Origin of the sequence: uncultured Ellagibacter sp. (assembly GCF_934636505.1) — a bacterium.
Classification (GTDB): Bacteria; Actinomycetota; Coriobacteriia; order Coriobacteriales; family Eggerthellaceae; genus Ellagibacter.
In genome coordinates this window covers 1-16319 of record NZ_CAKUAL010000046.1, presented here as the reverse complement: position 1 = coordinate 16319, position 16319 = coordinate 1, and the positions used below count along the sequence as shown (strand labels likewise).

Sequence of the window (16319 nt, the reverse complement as noted above, 5' to 3'; positions counted from 1 at the left end):
CTGTTTCGGCATCGCCGCAGGGCAAAGCCACCAGCGAAATAACGGGAATAACGGCCTCCGAACCCTCTGGTTCGGAGGCTTTCTTTTTGCATTCCTACCTGGGAAAACGTCACAATTATTCCCGTATGCCCCTACTGGGCGGTACGGCGGAGTACTCGGCGGTACGGGAATAATGGGGCCCTGCGGGAATAATTCACAATTCGGGTCCCCCGAGGGGCGATTTCGCGCGGCCGAAACTAAGTTGAAACTGCGAGGCGGATTCAAGCACTTTTCAATTGCATTTGCCCAGGTCAACAAACGGGAATAAAGAAACGCGAAAATCGGTTTCCGCAGTTTCGGCAACCCCGAATGTCGCCGAATAACGCCTTGTATCCTGCTGTATTTTGGCACGCAATTATTCCTCGAACGGGGCTTCTGCGTCGCCAATTTCATACGGGAATAATGGAACAGCCCCCCGGAAAATCGGATGCTGTTCACAAGGAAACGTCAATTTACCTGGGAAGATTTCAGAAAGAGGCCTTCCAATCGGCGTAAACGTCCTTACCCTCGGCATTGCGTCCAAGCGAATAACGAAATAAGCCATTAGCCGGCTTTCACTTATCTAATCAACGGAGCTAGTAATACTATTCAGATGTTGAACTAAATCGTTGTTTTGAGGGGATCATCTATGAAGAAGAAACTTCTTCTTGCGGCTGTCTGCATGCTCGCACTTTCAATTTGCCTCATCGGCTGCAGCAACAGCGAAGAGAAAGCTCGCCAAGAGGCATTTCTTGACGCTGTTCAAAGCGGAGTTACCACCTGGAACGAGGAGTCTACAGCCGGCTTTTCCGGCCCTGCCGAGCGTGGAGAGAATCTTCTGAGAGGCGTTAAGGCAGAAGCTGACGCGCTGAAGGACATCGATGCGGACGCCTTTGAAGACAGAGACTTTGCGAAACTTGTTTCCGAATACCAAGAGGCGGTTTCTATGCAGGAGCAGGGGTTGGTTGACTACCCCAATAACGCTGCAGCCTACAACGACGGATACGTTGCCGGACGAGCTAAAGTCGCTGACATCGTTTCCGAGCTCACCGAGAAATACGGCTTAAAGTTCGATGATCCTAGAGTTCTTGATAGCGTGAAGAAACCCGCCAGCCCCATGCTTACCATCGGTCAAAAGGAAACCGTCATAACCGACAGCGGAAATGTACAGATCGCACTCGAGGGATTTGTCGTCGACCAGGCGTCTACCGAACGCGCCCGCCAGTTCGACGGCTATACGGCAAATCAGAATTACAGTTATCTACTCTGCACACTCACGAATGAGTCCGTTGAACCCAAACAAAGCTCCATGGACAATTGGCTCGATATCAGCTCCATGGCAATGCTTCAAAGCGCCGATGGAATCGACTTGACCTCACCGAGCTTTTCCTACGAATACCCTGGCTACGAAATTGCCACGGGCGGCTACTACGAGATACCCGCTATTGGTTCGACAAAACGTGTTGCGATTCCGTATGTCACCGACGTTAATGCGTCCGAATTTAGAGCCATTGTTGGAAGTTCCTACTGTTTTTTGAATGCGCAGTAGGTCGTGCTGTACCGACGCAAAACTTATTTCGAGAATCAGCCGCATAGCAGACTCGACGTGTAACCTTCGGTGTTTTTTGCGCTAGAAGGGTTATTGAGCAGCCGTTCCTTAAACGAACTTCCAAAACGGCCATATTCGTAAATCAAAAAAGTCGAACAGCCTCTAAATCTTCAGAGGCTGTTCGACTTTTTTGATTCAATTTGACCTTGGGAATGTCAGAAAGAGGCCTTCCAATCGGCGTAAGCGTCCTTATCGAGTTCGCCGCGCTCTAAATCTGCGCGCTTTTCCGCCCAGGACTTGATCGAGCGCGCGAGCTTTGGGGCGTGCGGCGCCTTGGGGTCGACCGCCAGGGCCATGCCGTCCTCGCTGGGCACGAGGCCGTAGCCCCCCTCCAGCTGCAGCAGCAGTGCCATGAGGTCTTGCGACGTCTCGACGCCGTAGTCCTTGAGCGCGCCCTCGGAGACCCCGAGCGCCTTCGCGATCTTCTCCAGCAGCTCGGGCTTAACCGCGCGGATGCCGCTCTCGTAGTGCCTGATCGCGCCCTCGGTGAGCCCCACGGCATCGGCGAGCTGGGCCTGCGTAAAGCCCTTCGCCTTGCGATACCGCCGAATGTTGTCGCCTGTCGCCATGTGCCCTCCTGTTTGATTTCGTCGGCGACCATTCTATCAGCGTACGAGTTTGTACGCAATTCTATTGACAGTACAGATACGTACGATTATTCTCGGGATTATAGGCGTACGGATATGTACGAATTGACAGGAGGTCCAAGATGGAACAGCCGGTTGCGAGGACGCCGAGGCCGAGCATGCTCACCGCCGACGAGGTGGCGGAGCGCCTGAAGATCAAGAAAGGCAGCGCCTACGAGGTCATCCGCCAGATGAACAGGGAGCAGGAGGCCCTCGGGCGCGTGGTGATCCGCGGGCGCGTCCGCAGCGACCTGTTCGATGCCCGCTACTTCCCGGAGGTGGACGATGCCAGCCTATAAGGACAAGAAGACGGGCCTCTTCTACGTGCAGTTCTACTACCGCGACGCGCGCGGGGCCAAGCGGCACAAGACGAAGAAGGGCTTCCAGACCGAGCTCGAGGCGCTCCTGTGGGAGAAGAACTTCAAGGCCCTCAAGGACGACGCCATGGACATGACCTTCGCCGACTTCTGCAAGGTCTACGAGGCGGAGGTGAGGCCGAGGGTCCGCGAGCACACCTGGCTCACCAAGGAGAACATCATCCAGAGCAAGCTCATCCCGTTCTTCGGCGACATGCGCATGTGCGACATTCGGCCCGTCGACATCGTCAGGTGGCAGAACTCCCTCACGGGGTCCACAAGGGCGGACGGAGACGGCTTCAAGCCCACTTACCTGAGGATCATCAACAACCAGCTCAACGCCATCTTCAACCACGCCGAGCGCTACTACAACCTGGAGAAGAACCCCGTCCACAAGGTGGACAAGATGGGCAGCAAGGAGGCCGGCGAGATGCAGTTCTGGACCAAGGACGAGCACCTCCGCTTCTCCGACGCTATCTCCGACAAGCCGCTCGCCTTCTACGCGTTCGAGGTGCTCTACTGGATGGGCATACGCTGCGGAGAGCTCATGGCCCTCACGCCCTCGGACTTCCTGATGGAGACCTCGGAGCTCCGCATAGACAAGTCCTACCAGCGGCTGCGCGGCGAGGACGTGGTCACGAAGCCGAAGACGCGCAAGTCGGTGCGCACGATCAAGATGCCCGAATTCCTCCGCGACGAGATGGCGGAGTTCATCGAGATGCGCGACGACGTGGCGCCCGACGAGCGGCTCTTCGGCTTCACGAAGCACTTCCTCGTGCACGAGATGGACCGCGGCTGCAAGGCGTCGGGCGTCAAGCGGATACGCATCCACGGCCTTCGCCACAGCCACGTGAGCCTGCTCATCAACATGGGCTTCTCCGCGCTCGACATCGCCGAGCGCGTGGGGCACGAGGCCATCGACATCACATACCGCTACGCGCACCTTTTCCCCGCCAAGCGCGCGCAGATCGCCGACGCGCTCTCCGAGCTGAGGGGCGAATAGGATGCCGTGCGAGAACAGCGCCCGCAAGCGCAGCAAGACGATGGCGTTCCGCTGCACCCCCGAGGAGTACGAGCTGATCGCCGACATGGCCGCCTGGAGCGGCATGAGCAGGCAGGACTACATCATGGCGAGGCTGACCGGGACCGAGGTAACCGTGAGGCCGTCGTCGCGGGCGCAGCGGGCGCTGCGCGACACCATGAAGGGACTGGCGGAGCGGCTCCTCGCCGTGTGCGACGCCGACGAGCTCGAAGACAACCTTCAGAAACAGCTCGCCCTGGTCATGGAGATATTCAACGGGCTCGGCGAGGCCCCGCCATCGGGAAAGCGCTCAGCGCGCGAGAAGAACCCGAGTGACGACCTCTTCGGGATGTCGCGGCGCTGATCCAGGGCCGCGATTGGGAGGCGCAACCGCTTCCGGGCGCACGCGCGCGTGCCGGCGCCGGCAGGGCCTTCACAGCCGCCGACTTCTCCGACGTCGCAGGCCGACGCAATGCCGCCAACGCGCTCGGGCGCTTGCATGCAAAGGGAGGGATCGCCCGCGCCATCCGCGGCGTCTACTACGTGCCGGAGTGCAGCGCGCTCATGGGCACCGAGGTGCCGGCCAGCGCCGACGAGGTCGTGCGCGCCGTCGCCCGTGCCAACAAGTGGATCGTCGCACCGTCCGGCGACGCGGCGCTCAATGCGCTGGGCCTCGACACGCAGGTGCCCGCAAAGCTCGTCTACGTCAGCAGCGGTCCGTACAAGCGCTACGAGTACGGGCCGTACGATATCGAGCTCCGGCACCGCGCCAACCGCGACCTGCTCGACTGCTCGCAGGTCACCTGCACCATCGTGCAGGCCCTCAAGGCGCTCGGACGCGAGAACGTCGGCGACGAGGAAATCGGAACGCTCGCGCGCAACCTCACGGAAGAGCAGGTCGGCGCGTTCCTGGAAGAGTCGGCGGGGCTCACCTCCTGGGTTGCCGACGCCGCGAAGAAGATATGGGGGGCGAAGCATGGACAGGATCGCTAGGGCCTCGACCGGCGAGCGCAGGCTGGTCTTCGAGGCCGCCGCGCAGAGGATGGCGCTTGCGCCGGCCGTCGTCGAGAAGGACTTCTGGGTGTGCTACACCTTGGACCACCTTTTCCACAGAAGCGGCTTCGCCGAGTCCATGGTGTTCAAGGGCGGCACGAGCCTGTCGAAGGCCTTCGGGCTCATCGAGCGCTTCTCGGAGGACATCGACCTCATACCCGATTGGCGACTCCTGGGCTACGGCGAGAACGAGCCGTGGGAGCCGCGCAGCAACTCGGCTCAGGAACGGTTCAAGACGGACAGCATCGAGCGCACGAACGCCTTCCTGGCCGACGCCTTCGCCCCGAAGCTCAGGGCCACGCTCTCCGAGTCCCTCGGCACCGAAGCGTCCGTTAGGCGCGGGGCCGAGGGGGAGACCGTGTACTTCGACTACCCGCGCTCCTACGAGTCGGCGGGCACGCTCGACACCATCAAGCTGGAGATAGGGCCCATGGCGGCATGGTCGCCCTCCGAGGAGGCGGCGATAACCCCGTACGCGGCGGACGTGGTTCCGTTCGGGCTCGAGCTGTCGACCACGGTGCGCACCGCGAGTCCCGAGCGCACGTTCTGGGAGAAGGCCACCATCCTGCACCAGGAGGCCAACAGGCCCGAGGGCAAGGCCATGCCCAGGCGCTACTCCCGCCATTACTACGACATGTACCGCCTTGTGTTAGCGTCAACGTATTTTTCGCCATTTTCACCAATTTTTTGTGCCAGGCGCGCCAACGAGGCGCGCCGTTCGCACCAACGTATTTTCGACACCCCGGCTACTCGCGCTCGGGGATCTGCGGCAGGGTGAGGTACTTGTACCTGGCGCAGTAACCGGGGCACCAGCCCATGCCGCCGTACAGGTCCGCCGCCTCGTACGGGTCGCCGGCGTCGCCGCGGCAGTGCGTCGCGTTGCACTCCTCCGTCAAGTCGAGCAGCTCGTAGGCCTCCGTTCCCTCCTCCGGCAGCGGTATGAATCCGTATATCGTGTCCATCTAGCCCTCTCTTCTCTTTCCGTCGGCCGGTATGTCCTTGAGCCTGTACGACCTGCCCGTGATCTTCACCATCACGCAGTGGTGGCAGACCCTGTCGGCTATGGCGCTCGCCGCCACCTCGTCGCCGAACACCTTGGCCCACCCGCCGATGCCGACGTTCGAGGTGATGATCGTCGACCTCTGCTCGTAGCGCGTGCTTATGAGCTGGAACAGCAGGTCGGAGCCGCCCTCGTCGATGCCGAGGTAGCCCAGCTCGTCTATGATCAGCAGCTTAGAGTGCGCGTAGTACTTGAGCCTCTTCTTGAGGATCCCGCGCGCCTGCGCGTCCTTCAGGTCGTCGACGAGCCTCGCGCAGTCTATGAACCTCACCTCGCGCCCGGCGCGGACCGCCTCTATCCCCAGCGCTATCGCGATGTGGGTCTTCCCGACGCCCGGGCTGCCGACGAGCAGGACGTTCTCCGCGCGGTCGACGAAGCGCAGCGTCGCCAGCTCCTCGACCTTCGCCCTGGGCACGGACGGCTGGAACGCCCAGTCGAAGTCCGCGAGCGTCTTGACGTACGGGAAGCCCGACGACCTCACCCTCTGCGCGAGCAGCCTCCTCTCCCTGGCCAGCACCTCCGCGGCCGTCATCTCCGCCATGGCCGACACGAAGTCGACCTCGCCCTCGCCGACCAGCCTCACGTAGTCCGGCAGGGACGCCGCCATCTGGTCGAGCCTCAGCGTGGCGAGGTTGTCCTGGGCCCTCAGGTAGGGGCTCGCCTCCACGGGGACGCTACCCATCCAGACCACCCAGCCCGTCCAGGAGGGCGAGGTTCTCCCTGGCGGCCTCCCTGATGTCGCCGTCCGCGAAGCGCGCCTTGCCGCCTATGGCCTCCATGTAGTGGGCCTCGTCGTAGTTCAGCTTGGAGCGGCCCTGGGAGGCGTCGTGGACGGCGACGAGCTCGCCGGCGACGGTCACCCTGACCTGCCCGCCCGGCATGGCCACCACCTTGGCTCTCTGTAGAACTGCATTTTAATGACAACAGATCTGTCTTATTCCATGCGAATTAAGTAATGCGAGGCGCTCATTCGCATTCGCGAATGTGCAGCGGGAGACCCATGGGCTATGCTTGCGCCGCAACCTGGAACCGAGGGCGGCGCCGGGACGAGAGCCTGGTAAGCAAGACCCGTGCGCAGCCCTCCCGACCCCGATGGCGCGCATGCGCCAGGGAGGTGCCTGCAATGCTACGCAACGTCGAGCCCGACGGCAAGCTCTCGGGGCGGGCCTGCCCGTCTTGCGGCTGCCGCGGCAACTTCGCCAGCCACGGAAGCTACTCGCGCTCGCTTGCCACCGAGCGCGGCGAGGAGCGCATCAGGGTCAGGAGGGCGATGTGCCGCAGCTGCGGGGCGACGCACGCGCTCCTGCCGCCGGGCGTCGTGCCCTACAGGCTCCACTGCGACGCGGTCTGCGTCGCGGTCGTCTACGAGTGGTCGGTCGGCACCCCGGCGAGCGCGGTGAGGTCGAGGCTGCGCATGCCCGAGACCACGCGCCGCAGGGTCCTCGCGCGCACCAGGGCCAGGCTGTGCTCGCTGCTGTCGCGCGGCGCCGCCAGGGGCGAGCTCGCGGCCCCGATAGAGGCCGCCGGGGTCGGCGGGATACGCCGCATGCACGCCGAGGCGCACGGCACGGCGCTCGCCGAGAACCGCAGATTCGCGAATGCGCGGCGCCGGGTCCCCCTGGCTGCGACCCTCCCAACATAACCCGGCGGATCGACCGCGCCGGCTGCGCCGCGTACCCTCTCAGGCACAGCGCGCACGGCAGCGCGCACGAGAGGAAGGCGGGTCCGGACCGTGGACAGGAAGGACAAGGAGAGGGTGGCGGAGGCCGAGTTCAAGCTCGGCCTGATAGCCCCCGTCGTGAACGGCACGTACCCCGACGCGAGCCAGGCGGCGTACTTCAGGAGGATCGCCGCCGAGCCCGTCGAGCGGCCCGACGGCTCGCTCGCCCGGGTCAAGGCCTCGACGCTGGGCAGCTGGCTGCGCCGCTACCGCGAGGGCGGGTTCTCCGCCCTCATGCCCAGCGCCCGCAGCGACCTGGGGACCAGCAGGCGCATAGACGCCGACCTGGGCGCGGACATCCAGCGCATCCGGGGCGAGCGCCCCAAGATGGGCGCGGCCGCGCTCTACGACATGCTCGTCGAGGAGGGCTACGTCGCCGCGGGCGAGATGTCGGTGGCGACGCTGCAGCGCTGGTTCAAGAACAACCCGGCGCCCGCCGGGGCCGGGTCGGCGCCGGGCGGCGGCAAGGACCGCAGGGCCTTCGAGTCGGCCCGCGTCAACGGCATCTGGCAGGCCGACACGCTCTACGGGCCCTACGTCGGCGCCCCGCCGCAGAGGGCCTACCTGCAGGCGGTGATCGACGACAAGAGCCGCAAGGTCGTGGCGGCGCGCTTCGTGGCGCGCGACAACGCCGCGACCTTCCAGGGCACGCTGCGCGACGCGGTCGCCTCGCACGGCGTGCCCGAGAAGCTGCTCGTCGACAACGGCGGCCCCTACAGCAACGAGCAGCTGTCGCTGATCTGCGGCGGCCTCGGCATCGTCTTGTGCCACGCCGCCCCGCGCGACGGCGCCGCCAAGGGCAAGATCGAGCGCCTCAACCGCACGGTGCGCATGCGCTTCCTGTCCAACCTGCCCGAGCGCGCCTCCGCCGGCCTGCCCGAGCTCAACGCCGAGCTCGCCAAGTGGGTCGCCAGATACAACTCCACCCAGCACTCCTCCACCAAGAAGGCCCCCGTCGACGCCTTCGCCGAGGAGGCCGACCGCATCCGCTTCGTGGAGGGCGGCGAGCCGGCGCTCGACGACGCGTTCCGCAACCGCGTCACCCGCAAGGTGTCCAACGACGCCACGGTGCGCGTCGACCACGTGCTCTACGACGCGCCGATGGGCATGATAGGCGAGAAGCTCGAGCTGCGCTTCACGCCCGGGCGCCCGGACGACGTGTGGGCGGTCATGCCGGGCGGCTCGCGACGCCGCCTGGCGCCCACCGACAAGGCCGCCAACGCCGACGCCGGGCGCGTCAAGCCGGCCTACGCGGTCGACTACTCCGCGGAGGGGGGCGAGGGCGTTGTTTAGGCAGTTCTACAACATGGCCTCCAACCCCTTCACCAAGGAGGTCCCCGCCTCGTCGGCCTTCCAGACCGAGGGCATGCGCCAGGTGCACGCGCGCCTGGAGCACCTCTCGCGCATCGGCGGGATGGGGCTGGTCACCGCCGAGCCCGGCGCGGGCAAGACGATAGCGGTGCGCACCTGGGCGGCCAGGGCCAACCCCAACACGGCCAAGGTGGTCTACATCTGCATGTCGGCGGTCACCAACATGGAGTTCTACCGCATGCTGTGCCGGGGGCTCGGGCTGGAGCCCGGGTACAAAAGGCCGACATGTTCGCCGACATCCAGGCCCGCATCAGGAGCCTGGTCGACGAGAAGCGCATGCGCGTCACCGTCGTGCTCGACGAGGCGCAGTACCTGTCGGGCGCGATACTGAAGGACCTGCAGATGCTCGCCAACTTCGACATGGACTCTCGCGACATGTTCTCGCTGGTGCTCGTCGGCCACCCGCACCTCGCGCAGACGCTCGCGCGCCAGCCCTACGAGTCGCTGCGCCAGCGCCTCGTGGTCAGCTACCGCATGGAGGCGCTGACGGCCGCGCAGGCCCGCGACTACGTGCGCGACCGCCTGCTGCTCGCCGGCGCGGACCCCGACATCTTCGACGACGCCGCGCTCGCGTGCGCCCACGGCTGCTGCGGCGGGTCGGTGCGCCGCCTGAACTCCATCGTGGTGAACGCGCTGACCATCGGCGCCCAGCAGCAGGCGCGGGCCATCGACGCGGAGATGGTGCGCTCGGCGGCGGAGGAGCTGGTGCTGTCGTGAGCTGTCCGGTCTGGGACCTGCCCCAGCGCGACCGCGACGCGTGGGACCTCGACACCCTGTGCGAGGCGATGGGCTGCGCGGAGTGCACGGCCGACCCGGAGGACCTCCCGGGGTGGCCGCCGCCTTGGCTGGAGGACGAGGAGGAGCCGAGCTGACGGAGCCCGAGGGGGGCGGCCCGATGCCGCCCCCGCACTTTGTCAACTTAAATAATGCGCATGGGGGTGCTGCTCAGAAAGTGACGTTCAACAGGCTCTCTTCCCGATGCACCTGCGCGGCACCGACCACTGCCTGCCCGCGGCCCTGACCAGCATCGTCGAGGGCACGGTCTGCACGCTGGCGTTGCCGACCATCTGCTCCAGCAGCCCCAGGTTGCCGACGGGCCTCAGGTACTCCTTCTCCCTCATGAACAGCCGCGCCGGGGGCAGGCCCGTGGTGTCGTTGGGCGCCTCGTTGGACCTGGCCTCTATGTGGGCGATTATCGAGATCAGCTCCGCCTCGTCCTCGAAGTCCCCGTCGTAGACCGCAAGGCGGTTGAGGAAGCGGTTGGCGCTCTCGTCCTTGCCCTTGGTCTGCGGCGTGCCGGGCTTGCAGAGCACCAGCTCGAAGCCGGCCTCCCTGGCGAACCTGAGCGCCCTCTCGCTCTTGACGCGCCGGCCGCCGCCGAACGTGACGAGGGACGACATGTTGTCGGTGACCCACTCCTCGGCGACGCCGCCGAGGGAGGAGATGGTCGCCAGCCAGCAGGCCAGCAGGTCGTCGGCGGTCCTGGTCCTCGAGTAGACGAACCTGTGCAGGCGCGAGTACCCGAGGGTCGCGGAGAACACGCTGAACCCGAATGCCTCGCCGTGCCTGCTGACCATGCGCAGGCCCTCCTTCCAGTCGAACTGGAGCTGCCTGCCCGGCGGGGTCTCGAAGCGGGGGTGGGGCTCCGCCTGGACGGCGGCGTCGAAGGCGATGTCGTGCTTGCGGCAGTAGTGGGTGAAGGCGTTGTACCCGGGGAGGCCGTCCCCGCACCTGTGGAGGATGTACTCGTGCACCGCCTTCTTCGTGGCCCCCGGCAGCGCCGCCCTCTCGGCGATCAGGTCGCCGTAGGGGTCGAACCCGCTGGTGCGGTCGCACCGGCCGTCCTCGACGTCGCCGCCCTCGCTCCAGTACCGCGCGACGGTGTGCCGGTGGATGCCGTGACGGCGCCCTATGTCGCTGAAGTTGGGCTTCAGCCCAAGCTGCCTGCATGTGTTCAGCTCGCCCATAACGTTCCTCTCTCTCAATCTCGCTGCTCCCTTCTTGCCGGCACGGTGCCGGACGAGGGAGAGCATATTCCTATGAGGATTGTCGAAAGTACGTTGGCGCAACTGGCGCAATTGCATTGGCGCAACTGTCACGCTTGGTTGGCGCAACTGGCGAAAACTATATTGGCATTAACACCTTGGCCACTCGTTCGTGCTCGGCCGCGCCGTCGCGCAGCCCGGCCTCCTCGAACAGGTCGTCAGGTTCAAGGAGAAGTTCTACCGCACGCCGTGGGCCAGGTTGGCCGACGCGAGGCCCGGCACGCTCAGGCTCGCCCCTCCAAAGGGCAGGCTCGACGAGTTGGCGGCCGATTACGCCTCGATGAGGCCGATGCTGTTCGGCAGCTACCCGAGCATCGATGAGATAGTCGCCTACATGGTGGAGCTCGAGGAGACCATCAACGGGCTAAGCTGATCAAGGGCGCCCCGATTCCGGGCGCCTGCCGGAATCGAAGAGGCGGAGCGGGCAACGCGACGGCTTCCCCGCCGAGAGCGGAGCGTTCCTTTTCGACGGGCGGCGTTGAGAACAGGCTCTTGCCCCTCGGCATAAAAGACTTAACAGCTCGCCCTGGTCATGGAGATATTCAACGGGCTCGGCGAGGCCCCGCCATCGGGAAAGCGCGCAACGCGCGAGAAGAACTCCAGTGACGACCTCTTCGGGATGTCGCGGCGCAATAATCAAACGTAAAATGGGAAGGTGAAATAAGGAGCAAACAGCCAGGCCGGGAGGCAGGTGGATACGGGAGGTGTTGGCGAAGCGCAGTAAAAGATCGCGCTGATGGGGAAAGTCAACTTCGTATCCCGCTCTTCTCTCGGTACGGCCCTTCTATATCCTCATACACCATGCGTTCAGCCACTTCTCGTCTGAGCGGCCGGGGCGCACGTCGGACGTGACGCCGATGCGGTCGACGGTCAGGTCCTCGACGTCGTCGATGAGGCGGCGGAAGGACGCCTCGGTCATGTCGGTGAACCAGCGGCCGTTGCGCATGCCGTCGTGGTTACCGATCTTGAAGCTGAAGTAGAAGCGGCCGCCCGGCTTGAGCGCGGCGGCGTATTTGGCGACGATGGCGGGCAGTTCTGCAGCAGGCACGTGAAGCAGGCTGCTGCAGGCCCAGATCCCGTCGTATCCGCCTTTGGGCTCGAAATCGGCGAACGTCGCGTGCTCCACCCTCAAGCCGGTGAGCTCGCTTGCGGCCTTGACCATCTCGGCGCTGCCGTCGACCGCGTCGACCGCGAAACCCGCCTTGAGGAAAGCCAGGGAGTCGCGTCCGCTGCCGCAGCCCAAGTCCAGGATGCGGCCGCGCTCGGGCAGCATGTCCGCAAACGTCTTCTGCAAAGCGCCGAACTCGATGTTCGCCGTGTCCGCTATGAACTTATTCGCGTTGCCATCGTAGTAGCCGATGGTCTCCTCCGTGGCGGTCATGCTCTTCCTTCCTAGAACGCGGGCGCTTCGCGCTCCTTCGTCTTCCAACGTTCGCCTGGTAAATGGTCCGTTGCAATTCTATCAACCTTCTTCAGGTATTTCCAGCGCAGCTGCGGTGTCTCCCCGGTCTGGGCGATGAGCGTCTCGCGCAGGGGGTGGTGGCTGCCGATGAGGTACTCGTTGCGCCGGTTGAGCCGGAGTAGATATCCGGGTGCCGGGATGCGGGCGAACTTGCCGCCCTCGCCGCGGTTGCAGTCGGGGCACGCCAGCACCAGGTTCCACACGCCGTCCCAGTTGACACCGGGCACCTGGGACGACAGGGCGTGCGGGAAGAAATGGTCGACGTCGCAGAGGCCCGGCTTGGCGAATTAGACGAGCTTCTTGCGCGTCTCCTTCAGTATGCCCTTCTTGAAATCGGACCACTTGCCGAAGAACTTCTCGTCCGTCGCGGTGGCGGTGCGCTCGGCGTACTTGATCGCCGTGAGCTCCATAGTGCAGATGTAGTCCGCCGCCTGCGACAGGCGGTACTCGGAGGGCTGAGCGGATCGGTAGACTACCACGTCCTTCGACAGCGAGTACTCGATCGCGCGGTGAAGCGATTCCGCGATGGAGTGCTGGCCGTTGTCGTAGTAGACTTTGACCGCGTCGTAGGCCTGCAGCTGCGCGAGGTTGTCGAACAGGAAGTTCACGAGGTCCCTTCGCATCGCCCCCGCGAGCTTGTCGAGCGAGGCGAACTGCTTGGTCGCGTATGCGAAGGTATGGTGCTTCACGGGCATGTGGCGGAAGAAGACTCGGAATGAGCCGAGCATCATCTTGCGCGTCCTCGGGTCGAGCCCGGAGTACAGGTCCTTGCCGTTCATGAGCGGCGACGCGTGGAAGGGTATGTCCGGGAGCCCCTTGGCGCGGAGGGCGTCCTCGTATGCCTCAATCGAGTTCGCGATGCTGTCGGATTGGTCGTGCATGACGACGGTGAGCAGATAGTAGCGGTCGGAGAGGCCGTCGCTTCCCGACTCGTCGACGAAGATGCTGAGTTCCCGCATTGCTCTCCTAGATAAGAAAAAAGCCGGGGAAAACGTCCCCGGCACTTGGAAGCCTTCCTTACGGAAAACCAATTACCTTATATCATGGGCCGCGCGGAAATTCAAGGAAACTCGAAACGTTTCCGGACGTCAACGTAATCTCAAATCCCGTTCGTCAACTCATGGGCAAGCCACCCGAGACTACTCACTTCGCCTGCTGATTGCGCAGACCTGCGACCTGGGCTTTTGCAAACGATGCAAAAGCCGCCCGCACTTATTCACTTATGATTGTAGCTGGCGGCTTGCACGCGAAAAAGCACTTGAGTTTCGAAACGGGCGTTTTCGGCGCTATCGAGTCCGCAAAGACCATCCGCAGTGCCCTTTGGGACAAAACGAAAACTCAACGCCCTGAGCTTAAGGTGAGTTTTTGAAGCTGTCCCAGCTTCTGTCCCCGAAGCCGATGAGACGCGACGTCGCGTCACGCGGCGGCACGCGTTGCGCGCCGATGCCGAAGATTGAGTGCAACTGGGGTGACGGGGCAGCAGAACCGACGCCATCGAGTGGAAGTAAGCCGATAGGGCTTTGAACTGCACTTTTGAGTACCGCACTGTGCCGCCAATGGTGGCGAGTCCGCTCCGTCTCGACCAAGTTGACCAAGCGAGGATGCTGGCGGCGAAACCGAAGCGATGCTGCCGAAACAATCGCCAAATGACATACGACAGCGAACTGACCTCGTGGTCGAACGCGTACTCCAATGGAGTCGATACGAAGTGGCCTCGGGCAATTCCGTGCATATCTTCTTCTCCATGGGCAATCTGCGGCGCAATGGAGTACGAGCAACCATCTGCGAAGACGATGTCGCGGTGCGAATCGTCCTCTACAAAGGAATTCTTCCTGAAGCCCCATCCGAATGCGCCGCCCTTGGGGGAGAACGCATCCCTTCTACTCACCACCCGCAGCCCCATCGAAACTCAACTTGTTGTTCAGAGATAAGCAATAGAGCCAGCTGGAACCGCTTCAGGCCACGATCTATCCCTCTGATGCTGGTTATAACTGGCTAGGGGCTAAGACAAATCTTGGATATGCGGAAGGTCATCTGATTTGGCCACAACATGGCAGGAAGCTGTCGTGCGCTACAACAGCCGGTATGTGCGGCCTTCATAGTCAATGACGCCTTCCTTGCGCAGCTTCGAGAGCTCGTTCGACAACGCGCTGCGGTCGACGCTGAGGTAGCTTGCCAGCTTGGTTTGGCTGTAGGGGATGGTGAAGGCGCGGGTGCCGGCCTTCTTCTGCTGCTGCGATAGGAAGGCGAGGATCTTGCCCCGTATGGTCTTGGGAGTCATGGCTATGGCGCGGTGGTTCATGTCCAGGTTGCTTAGCGCCAAGGCGCGCATGAGGTTCGAGGATATGTGCGCGTGGCAGCCGCACTGCTTAGGGCAGGAATGGATGATGCGCTCGGCTTTGAGCAGCACCACCTCGCATGCCGTATCCGCCAGCACATCGATGTCGAGGGGCTCCATGCTGCAGGCGTAGCCGTGCGCGAAAAGCGAGCCGGGCCCCAGCATCTCCAAGATCGTCGTCTCGCCCCAGGCATCCGAGACCTCAATCCGTACGCGCCCGGACAGGACGACGCCGAGGTATTCGGTGGGCTGGCCGGCACGCATGATCCGCTCCTCCCGGCTGAAAACCCTTCTGGTCGCCCCAAGGCAAGGCAGCATCAGCTTCGCTTCGTCTTGGGTTATGCCGGCGAATAGCATCGAAGAAGAAATAGGGATATCAAGCATTGGTTTCACCTGTAGGTTCTACAACAGAAATGTATGTGATACCACAGTATAATGTAATTGCTTCGAAAACACACCCCCGAGTAGAGGAGCGCGAAATGACTGACGAGAACATGTTTTGCTTCCAGTGCGAGCAGACGGCGGGATGCACCGCCTGCACCGGAGCTGCCGGCGTGTGCGGCAAGACTGCCGATGTGGCTCGGCTGCAAGATGATTTGACCGGGACATTGGTCGCCTTGGCCAGAGCCGAGAGCGGCGGAAAGGGGGATACCGAATCCGACGGGCTTATGCTGGAGGGCATGTTCGCCTGCGTGAGCAACGTCAGCTTCGACCCTAAGGCTATTGCCGCTCTTGAGCGTCGCGTTCGTGCGAAGGCTATTTCCCTGGGCGAATTTAGCTCGTACGACATGGGCTTGCTGTGGGACGCGCAGGAGGATATCCGCAGCCTGAAGAGCCTGCTGCTCTTCGGCATGCGCGGCGTGGCGGCGTACGCCTATCACGCGCAGGCGCTGGGGAAGTCGGACCCTGTTGTGACGGCGTTTCTCTACGAGGGCATGAGGGCCGTCGGCTCCGATCTGGGCATGGACGAGCTGCTGCCTTTGGTTCTCAAGTGCGGCGAGGTCAACTTGGCCGCCATGGCCGCTTTGGAGGAAGCGAACGTCTCCGCCTACGGTAAACCCGAGCCTGCGACGGTTGAGCTCAAGGTCGAGGCGGGACCCTTCATCGTGGTCACCGGCCACGACCTGCACGACCTCAAGCAGCTTCTGGAGCAGACCGAAGGCCGCGGCGTGAACGTGTACACCCACGGCGAGATGCTCCCCGCGAACGCTTATCCCGAGCTGCGCAAGTATCCGCATCTGAAAGGCAACTATGGTACCGCATGGCACAACCAGCGCAAGGAGTTCAAAGACCTTCCCGCTCCTATCCTGTGGACGACCAACTGCTTGGTGAAGCCAGACGAGTCGTATGCCGACCGCGTGTTCACCACCGGTCCCGTGAGCTTCCCGGGCGCGCATGTCGTCGAGGCGGGCGAAGACGGGGCCAAGGACTTCTCGGCGCTTATCGACAAGGCGCTTAAGCTGGGCGGTTGGGATGTCGATCGAACCTTTGCCGGCATCAACGGCGGCACCAGTGTCACCACCGGATTCGGCTACGACACCGTGATGAGCGTCGCTCCCGCCGTCATCGATGCGGTCAAGTCCGGCGACATCAAGCGCTTCATCCTGCTGGCGGGCTGCGACGGCATGCGCAAGGAGCGC

Annotated in this window: 20 protein-coding genes and 1 pseudogene; 11 read left to right on the top strand and 10 right to left on the bottom strand. The window is 63.4% G+C overall.

The window, feature by feature from the left end:
* The first annotated feature begins 667 nt into the window (after positions 1-667).
* Positions 668-1567 (top strand): hypothetical protein, encoded by a 900-nt coding sequence (locus Q0G18_RS06500; RefSeq protein ID WP_297150986.1) that lies wholly within the window; start codon positions 668-670, stop codon positions 1565-1567.
* A gap of 215 nt (positions 1568-1782) precedes the next feature.
* Here the strand turns inward: Q0G18_RS06500 and Q0G18_RS06495 are convergent, their stop codons facing one another.
* On the bottom strand, positions 1783-2196 hold the full coding sequence (locus tag Q0G18_RS06495) for a helix-turn-helix transcriptional regulator (RefSeq protein ID WP_297150984.1): 414 nt from the start codon (positions 2194-2196) through the stop codon (positions 1783-1785).
* A gap of 140 nt (positions 2197-2336) precedes the next feature.
* Here Q0G18_RS06495 and Q0G18_RS06490 point away from each other — a divergent pair, with 140 nt between their 5' ends.
* The 5 genes from Q0G18_RS06490 to Q0G18_RS06470 are packed head-to-tail and all read left to right on the top strand — an operon-like array spanning position 2337 to position 5461.
* On the top strand, positions 2337-2552 hold the full coding sequence (locus tag Q0G18_RS06490; RefSeq protein WP_297150981.1) for a hypothetical protein: 216 nt from the start codon (positions 2337-2339) through the stop codon (positions 2550-2552).
* Positions 2539-3612, top strand: coding sequence for a site-specific integrase (locus Q0G18_RS06485; protein ID WP_297150979.1), 1074 nt, complete (start codon positions 2539-2541; stop codon positions 3610-3612). The genes Q0G18_RS06490 and Q0G18_RS06485 overlap by 14 nt, the downstream gene beginning before the upstream one ends.
* 1 nt (position 3613) lies before the next feature.
* On the top strand, positions 3614-3994 hold the full coding sequence (locus tag Q0G18_RS06480) for a hypothetical protein (protein WP_297150976.1): 381 nt from the start codon (positions 3614-3616) through the stop codon (positions 3992-3994).
* Complete coding sequence (locus Q0G18_RS06475; RefSeq protein ID WP_366769160.1) at positions 3991-4623, top strand: DUF6088 family protein; 633 nt, start codon at positions 3991-3993, stop codon at positions 4621-4623. Before Q0G18_RS06480 ends, Q0G18_RS06475 begins: the two co-directional genes overlap by 4 nt.
* Positions 4607-5461: a nucleotidyl transferase AbiEii/AbiGii toxin family protein gene (locus Q0G18_RS06470; protein WP_297150973.1), complete on the top strand. Its 855-nt coding sequence runs from the start codon at positions 4607-4609 to the stop codon at positions 5459-5461. Before Q0G18_RS06475 ends, Q0G18_RS06470 begins: the two co-directional genes overlap by 17 nt.
* On the opposite strand, the gene Q0G18_RS06465 is transcribed toward Q0G18_RS06470, so the two are convergent.
* From Q0G18_RS06465 to Q0G18_RS06455, 3 genes are read right to left on the bottom strand one after another with little or no spacing between them, the layout of a single operon-like run.
* The gene (locus Q0G18_RS06465; RefSeq protein WP_297150970.1) at positions 5430-5645 is read right to left on the bottom strand and encodes a hypothetical protein; all 216 of its coding nucleotides are present in this window, start codon (positions 5643-5645) and stop codon (positions 5430-5432) included. The genes Q0G18_RS06470 and Q0G18_RS06465 overlap by 32 nt on opposite strands.
* Entirely contained in the window at positions 5646-6425 is a 780-nt protein-coding gene (istB, locus tag Q0G18_RS06460; protein WP_297150968.1) for an IS21-like element helper ATPase IstB, read from the bottom strand.
* Positions 6418-6624, bottom strand: coding sequence for a hypothetical protein (locus Q0G18_RS06455; protein WP_297150965.1), 207 nt, complete (start codon positions 6622-6624; stop codon positions 6418-6420). The genes istB and Q0G18_RS06455 overlap by 8 nt, the downstream gene beginning before the upstream one ends.
* 242 nt (positions 6625-6866) lie before the next feature.
* On the opposite strand from Q0G18_RS06455, the gene Q0G18_RS06450 reads away from it, so the two are divergent.
* The 3 genes and pseudogenes from Q0G18_RS06450 (at position 6867) to Q0G18_RS06440 (ending at position 9551) form a co-directional block, all read left to right on the top strand.
* Positions 6867-7385, top strand: a complete 519-nt coding sequence (locus Q0G18_RS06450) for a DUF6431 domain-containing protein (protein WP_297150962.1) — start codon at positions 6867-6869, stop codon at positions 7383-7385.
* Positions 7386-7475: 90 nt separating this feature from the next.
* The gene (locus Q0G18_RS06445; RefSeq protein ID WP_297150959.1) at positions 7476-8756 is read left to right on the top strand and encodes a DDE-type integrase/transposase/recombinase; all 1281 of its coding nucleotides are present in this window, start codon (positions 7476-7478) and stop codon (positions 8754-8756) included.
* Positions 8757-8769: 13 nt separating this feature from the next.
* Positions 8770-9551 (top strand): annotated as a pseudogene (locus Q0G18_RS06440) (AAA family ATPase).
* 242 nt (positions 9552-9793) lie between these two features.
* On the opposite strand, the gene istA reads toward Q0G18_RS06440, so the two are convergent.
* Positions 9794-10801, bottom strand: a complete 1008-nt coding sequence (gene istA, locus Q0G18_RS06435; RefSeq protein ID WP_297150956.1) for an IS21 family transposase — start codon at positions 10799-10801, stop codon at positions 9794-9796.
* A 190-nt stretch (positions 10802-10991) separates the two neighbouring features.
* On the opposite strand from istA, the gene Q0G18_RS06430 reads away from it, so the two are divergent.
* Positions 10992-11252, top strand: coding sequence for a hypothetical protein (locus Q0G18_RS06430; protein ID WP_297150953.1), 261 nt, complete (start codon positions 10992-10994; stop codon positions 11250-11252).
* Positions 11253-11663: 411 nt separating this feature from the next.
* On the opposite strand, the gene Q0G18_RS06425 is transcribed toward Q0G18_RS06430, so the two are convergent.
* The 5 genes from Q0G18_RS06425 to Q0G18_RS06405 all read right to left on the bottom strand — a co-directional run bounded on the left by Q0G18_RS06425 (position 11664) and on the right by Q0G18_RS06405 (position 14997).
* A complete protein-coding gene (locus tag Q0G18_RS06425; RefSeq protein ID WP_297150950.1) occupies positions 11664-12260 on the bottom strand; it encodes a class I SAM-dependent methyltransferase in 597 nt (198 codons plus the stop codon).
* A gap of 11 nt (positions 12261-12271) precedes the next feature.
* A complete protein-coding gene (locus Q0G18_RS06420) occupies positions 12272-12568 on the bottom strand; it encodes a hypothetical protein (protein WP_366769157.1) in 297 nt (98 codons plus the stop codon).
* 60 nt (positions 12569-12628) lie between these two features.
* Positions 12629-13300: a DUF3800 domain-containing protein gene (locus Q0G18_RS06415; protein WP_297150947.1), complete on the bottom strand. Its 672-nt coding sequence runs from the start codon at positions 13298-13300 to the stop codon at positions 12629-12631.
* Positions 13301-13557: 257 nt separating this feature from the next.
* A complete protein-coding gene (locus Q0G18_RS06410) occupies positions 13558-14244 on the bottom strand; it encodes a hypothetical protein (RefSeq protein WP_297150944.1) in 687 nt (228 codons plus the stop codon).
* Positions 14245-14412: 168 nt separating this feature from the next.
* A complete protein-coding gene (locus tag Q0G18_RS06405; protein WP_297150989.1) occupies positions 14413-14997 on the bottom strand; it encodes a Crp/Fnr family transcriptional regulator in 585 nt (194 codons plus the stop codon).
* Between the two features lie 161 nt (positions 14998-15158).
* On the opposite strand from Q0G18_RS06405, the gene hcp reads away from it, so the two are divergent.
* The coding region (gene hcp / locus Q0G18_RS06400; RefSeq protein WP_297150943.1) for a hydroxylamine reductase at positions 15159-16319 on the top strand (1161 nt) is incomplete at its 3' end.

Coding starts and splice junctions, on each gene's coding strand:
- Q0G18_RS06500 (WP_297150986.1), top strand. CDS start 668: ATGAAGAAGAAACTTCTTCTTGCGGCTGTCTGCATGCTCGCACTTTCA.
- Q0G18_RS06495 (WP_297150984.1), bottom strand. CDS start 2,196: ATGGCGACAGGCGACAACATTCGGCGGTATCGCAAGGCGAAGGGCTTT.
- Q0G18_RS06490 (WP_297150981.1), top strand. CDS start 2,337: ATGGAACAGCCGGTTGCGAGGACGCCGAGGCCGAGCATGCTCACCGCC.
- Q0G18_RS06485 (WP_297150979.1), top strand. CDS start 2,539: ATGCCAGCCTATAAGGACAAGAAGACGGGCCTCTTCTACGTGCAGTTC.
- Q0G18_RS06480 (WP_297150976.1), top strand. CDS start 3,614: ATGCCGTGCGAGAACAGCGCCCGCAAGCGCAGCAAGACGATGGCGTTC.
- Q0G18_RS06470 (WP_297150973.1), top strand. CDS start 4,607: ATGGACAGGATCGCTAGGGCCTCGACCGGCGAGCGCAGGCTGGTCTTC.
- Q0G18_RS06465 (WP_297150970.1), bottom strand. CDS start 5,645: ATGGACACGATATACGGATTCATACCGCTGCCGGAGGAGGGAACGGAG.
- istB (WP_297150968.1), bottom strand. CDS start 6,425: ATGGGTAGCGTCCCCGTGGAGGCGAGCCCCTACCTGAGGGCCCAGGAC.
- Q0G18_RS06455 (WP_297150965.1), bottom strand. CDS start 6,624: ATGCCGGGCGGGCAGGTCAGGGTGACCGTCGCCGGCGAGCTCGTCGCC.
- Q0G18_RS06450 (WP_297150962.1), top strand. CDS start 6,867: ATGCTACGCAACGTCGAGCCCGACGGCAAGCTCTCGGGGCGGGCCTGC.
- istA (WP_297150956.1), bottom strand. CDS start 10,801: ATGGGCGAGCTGAACACATGCAGGCAGCTTGGGCTGAAGCCCAACTTC.
- Q0G18_RS06425 (WP_297150950.1), bottom strand. CDS start 12,260: ATGACCGCCACGGAGGAGACCATCGGCTACTACGATGGCAACGCGAAT.
- Q0G18_RS06415 (WP_297150947.1), bottom strand. CDS start 13,300: ATGCGGGAACTCAGCATCTTCGTCGACGAGTCGGGAAGCGACGGCCTC.
- Q0G18_RS06410 (WP_297150944.1), bottom strand. CDS start 14,244: ATGGGGCTGCGGGTGGTGAGTAGAAGGGATGCGTTCTCCCCCAAGGGC.
- Q0G18_RS06405 (WP_297150989.1), bottom strand. CDS start 14,997: ATGCTGCCTTGCCTTGGGGCGACCAGAAGGGTTTTCAGCCGGGAGGAG.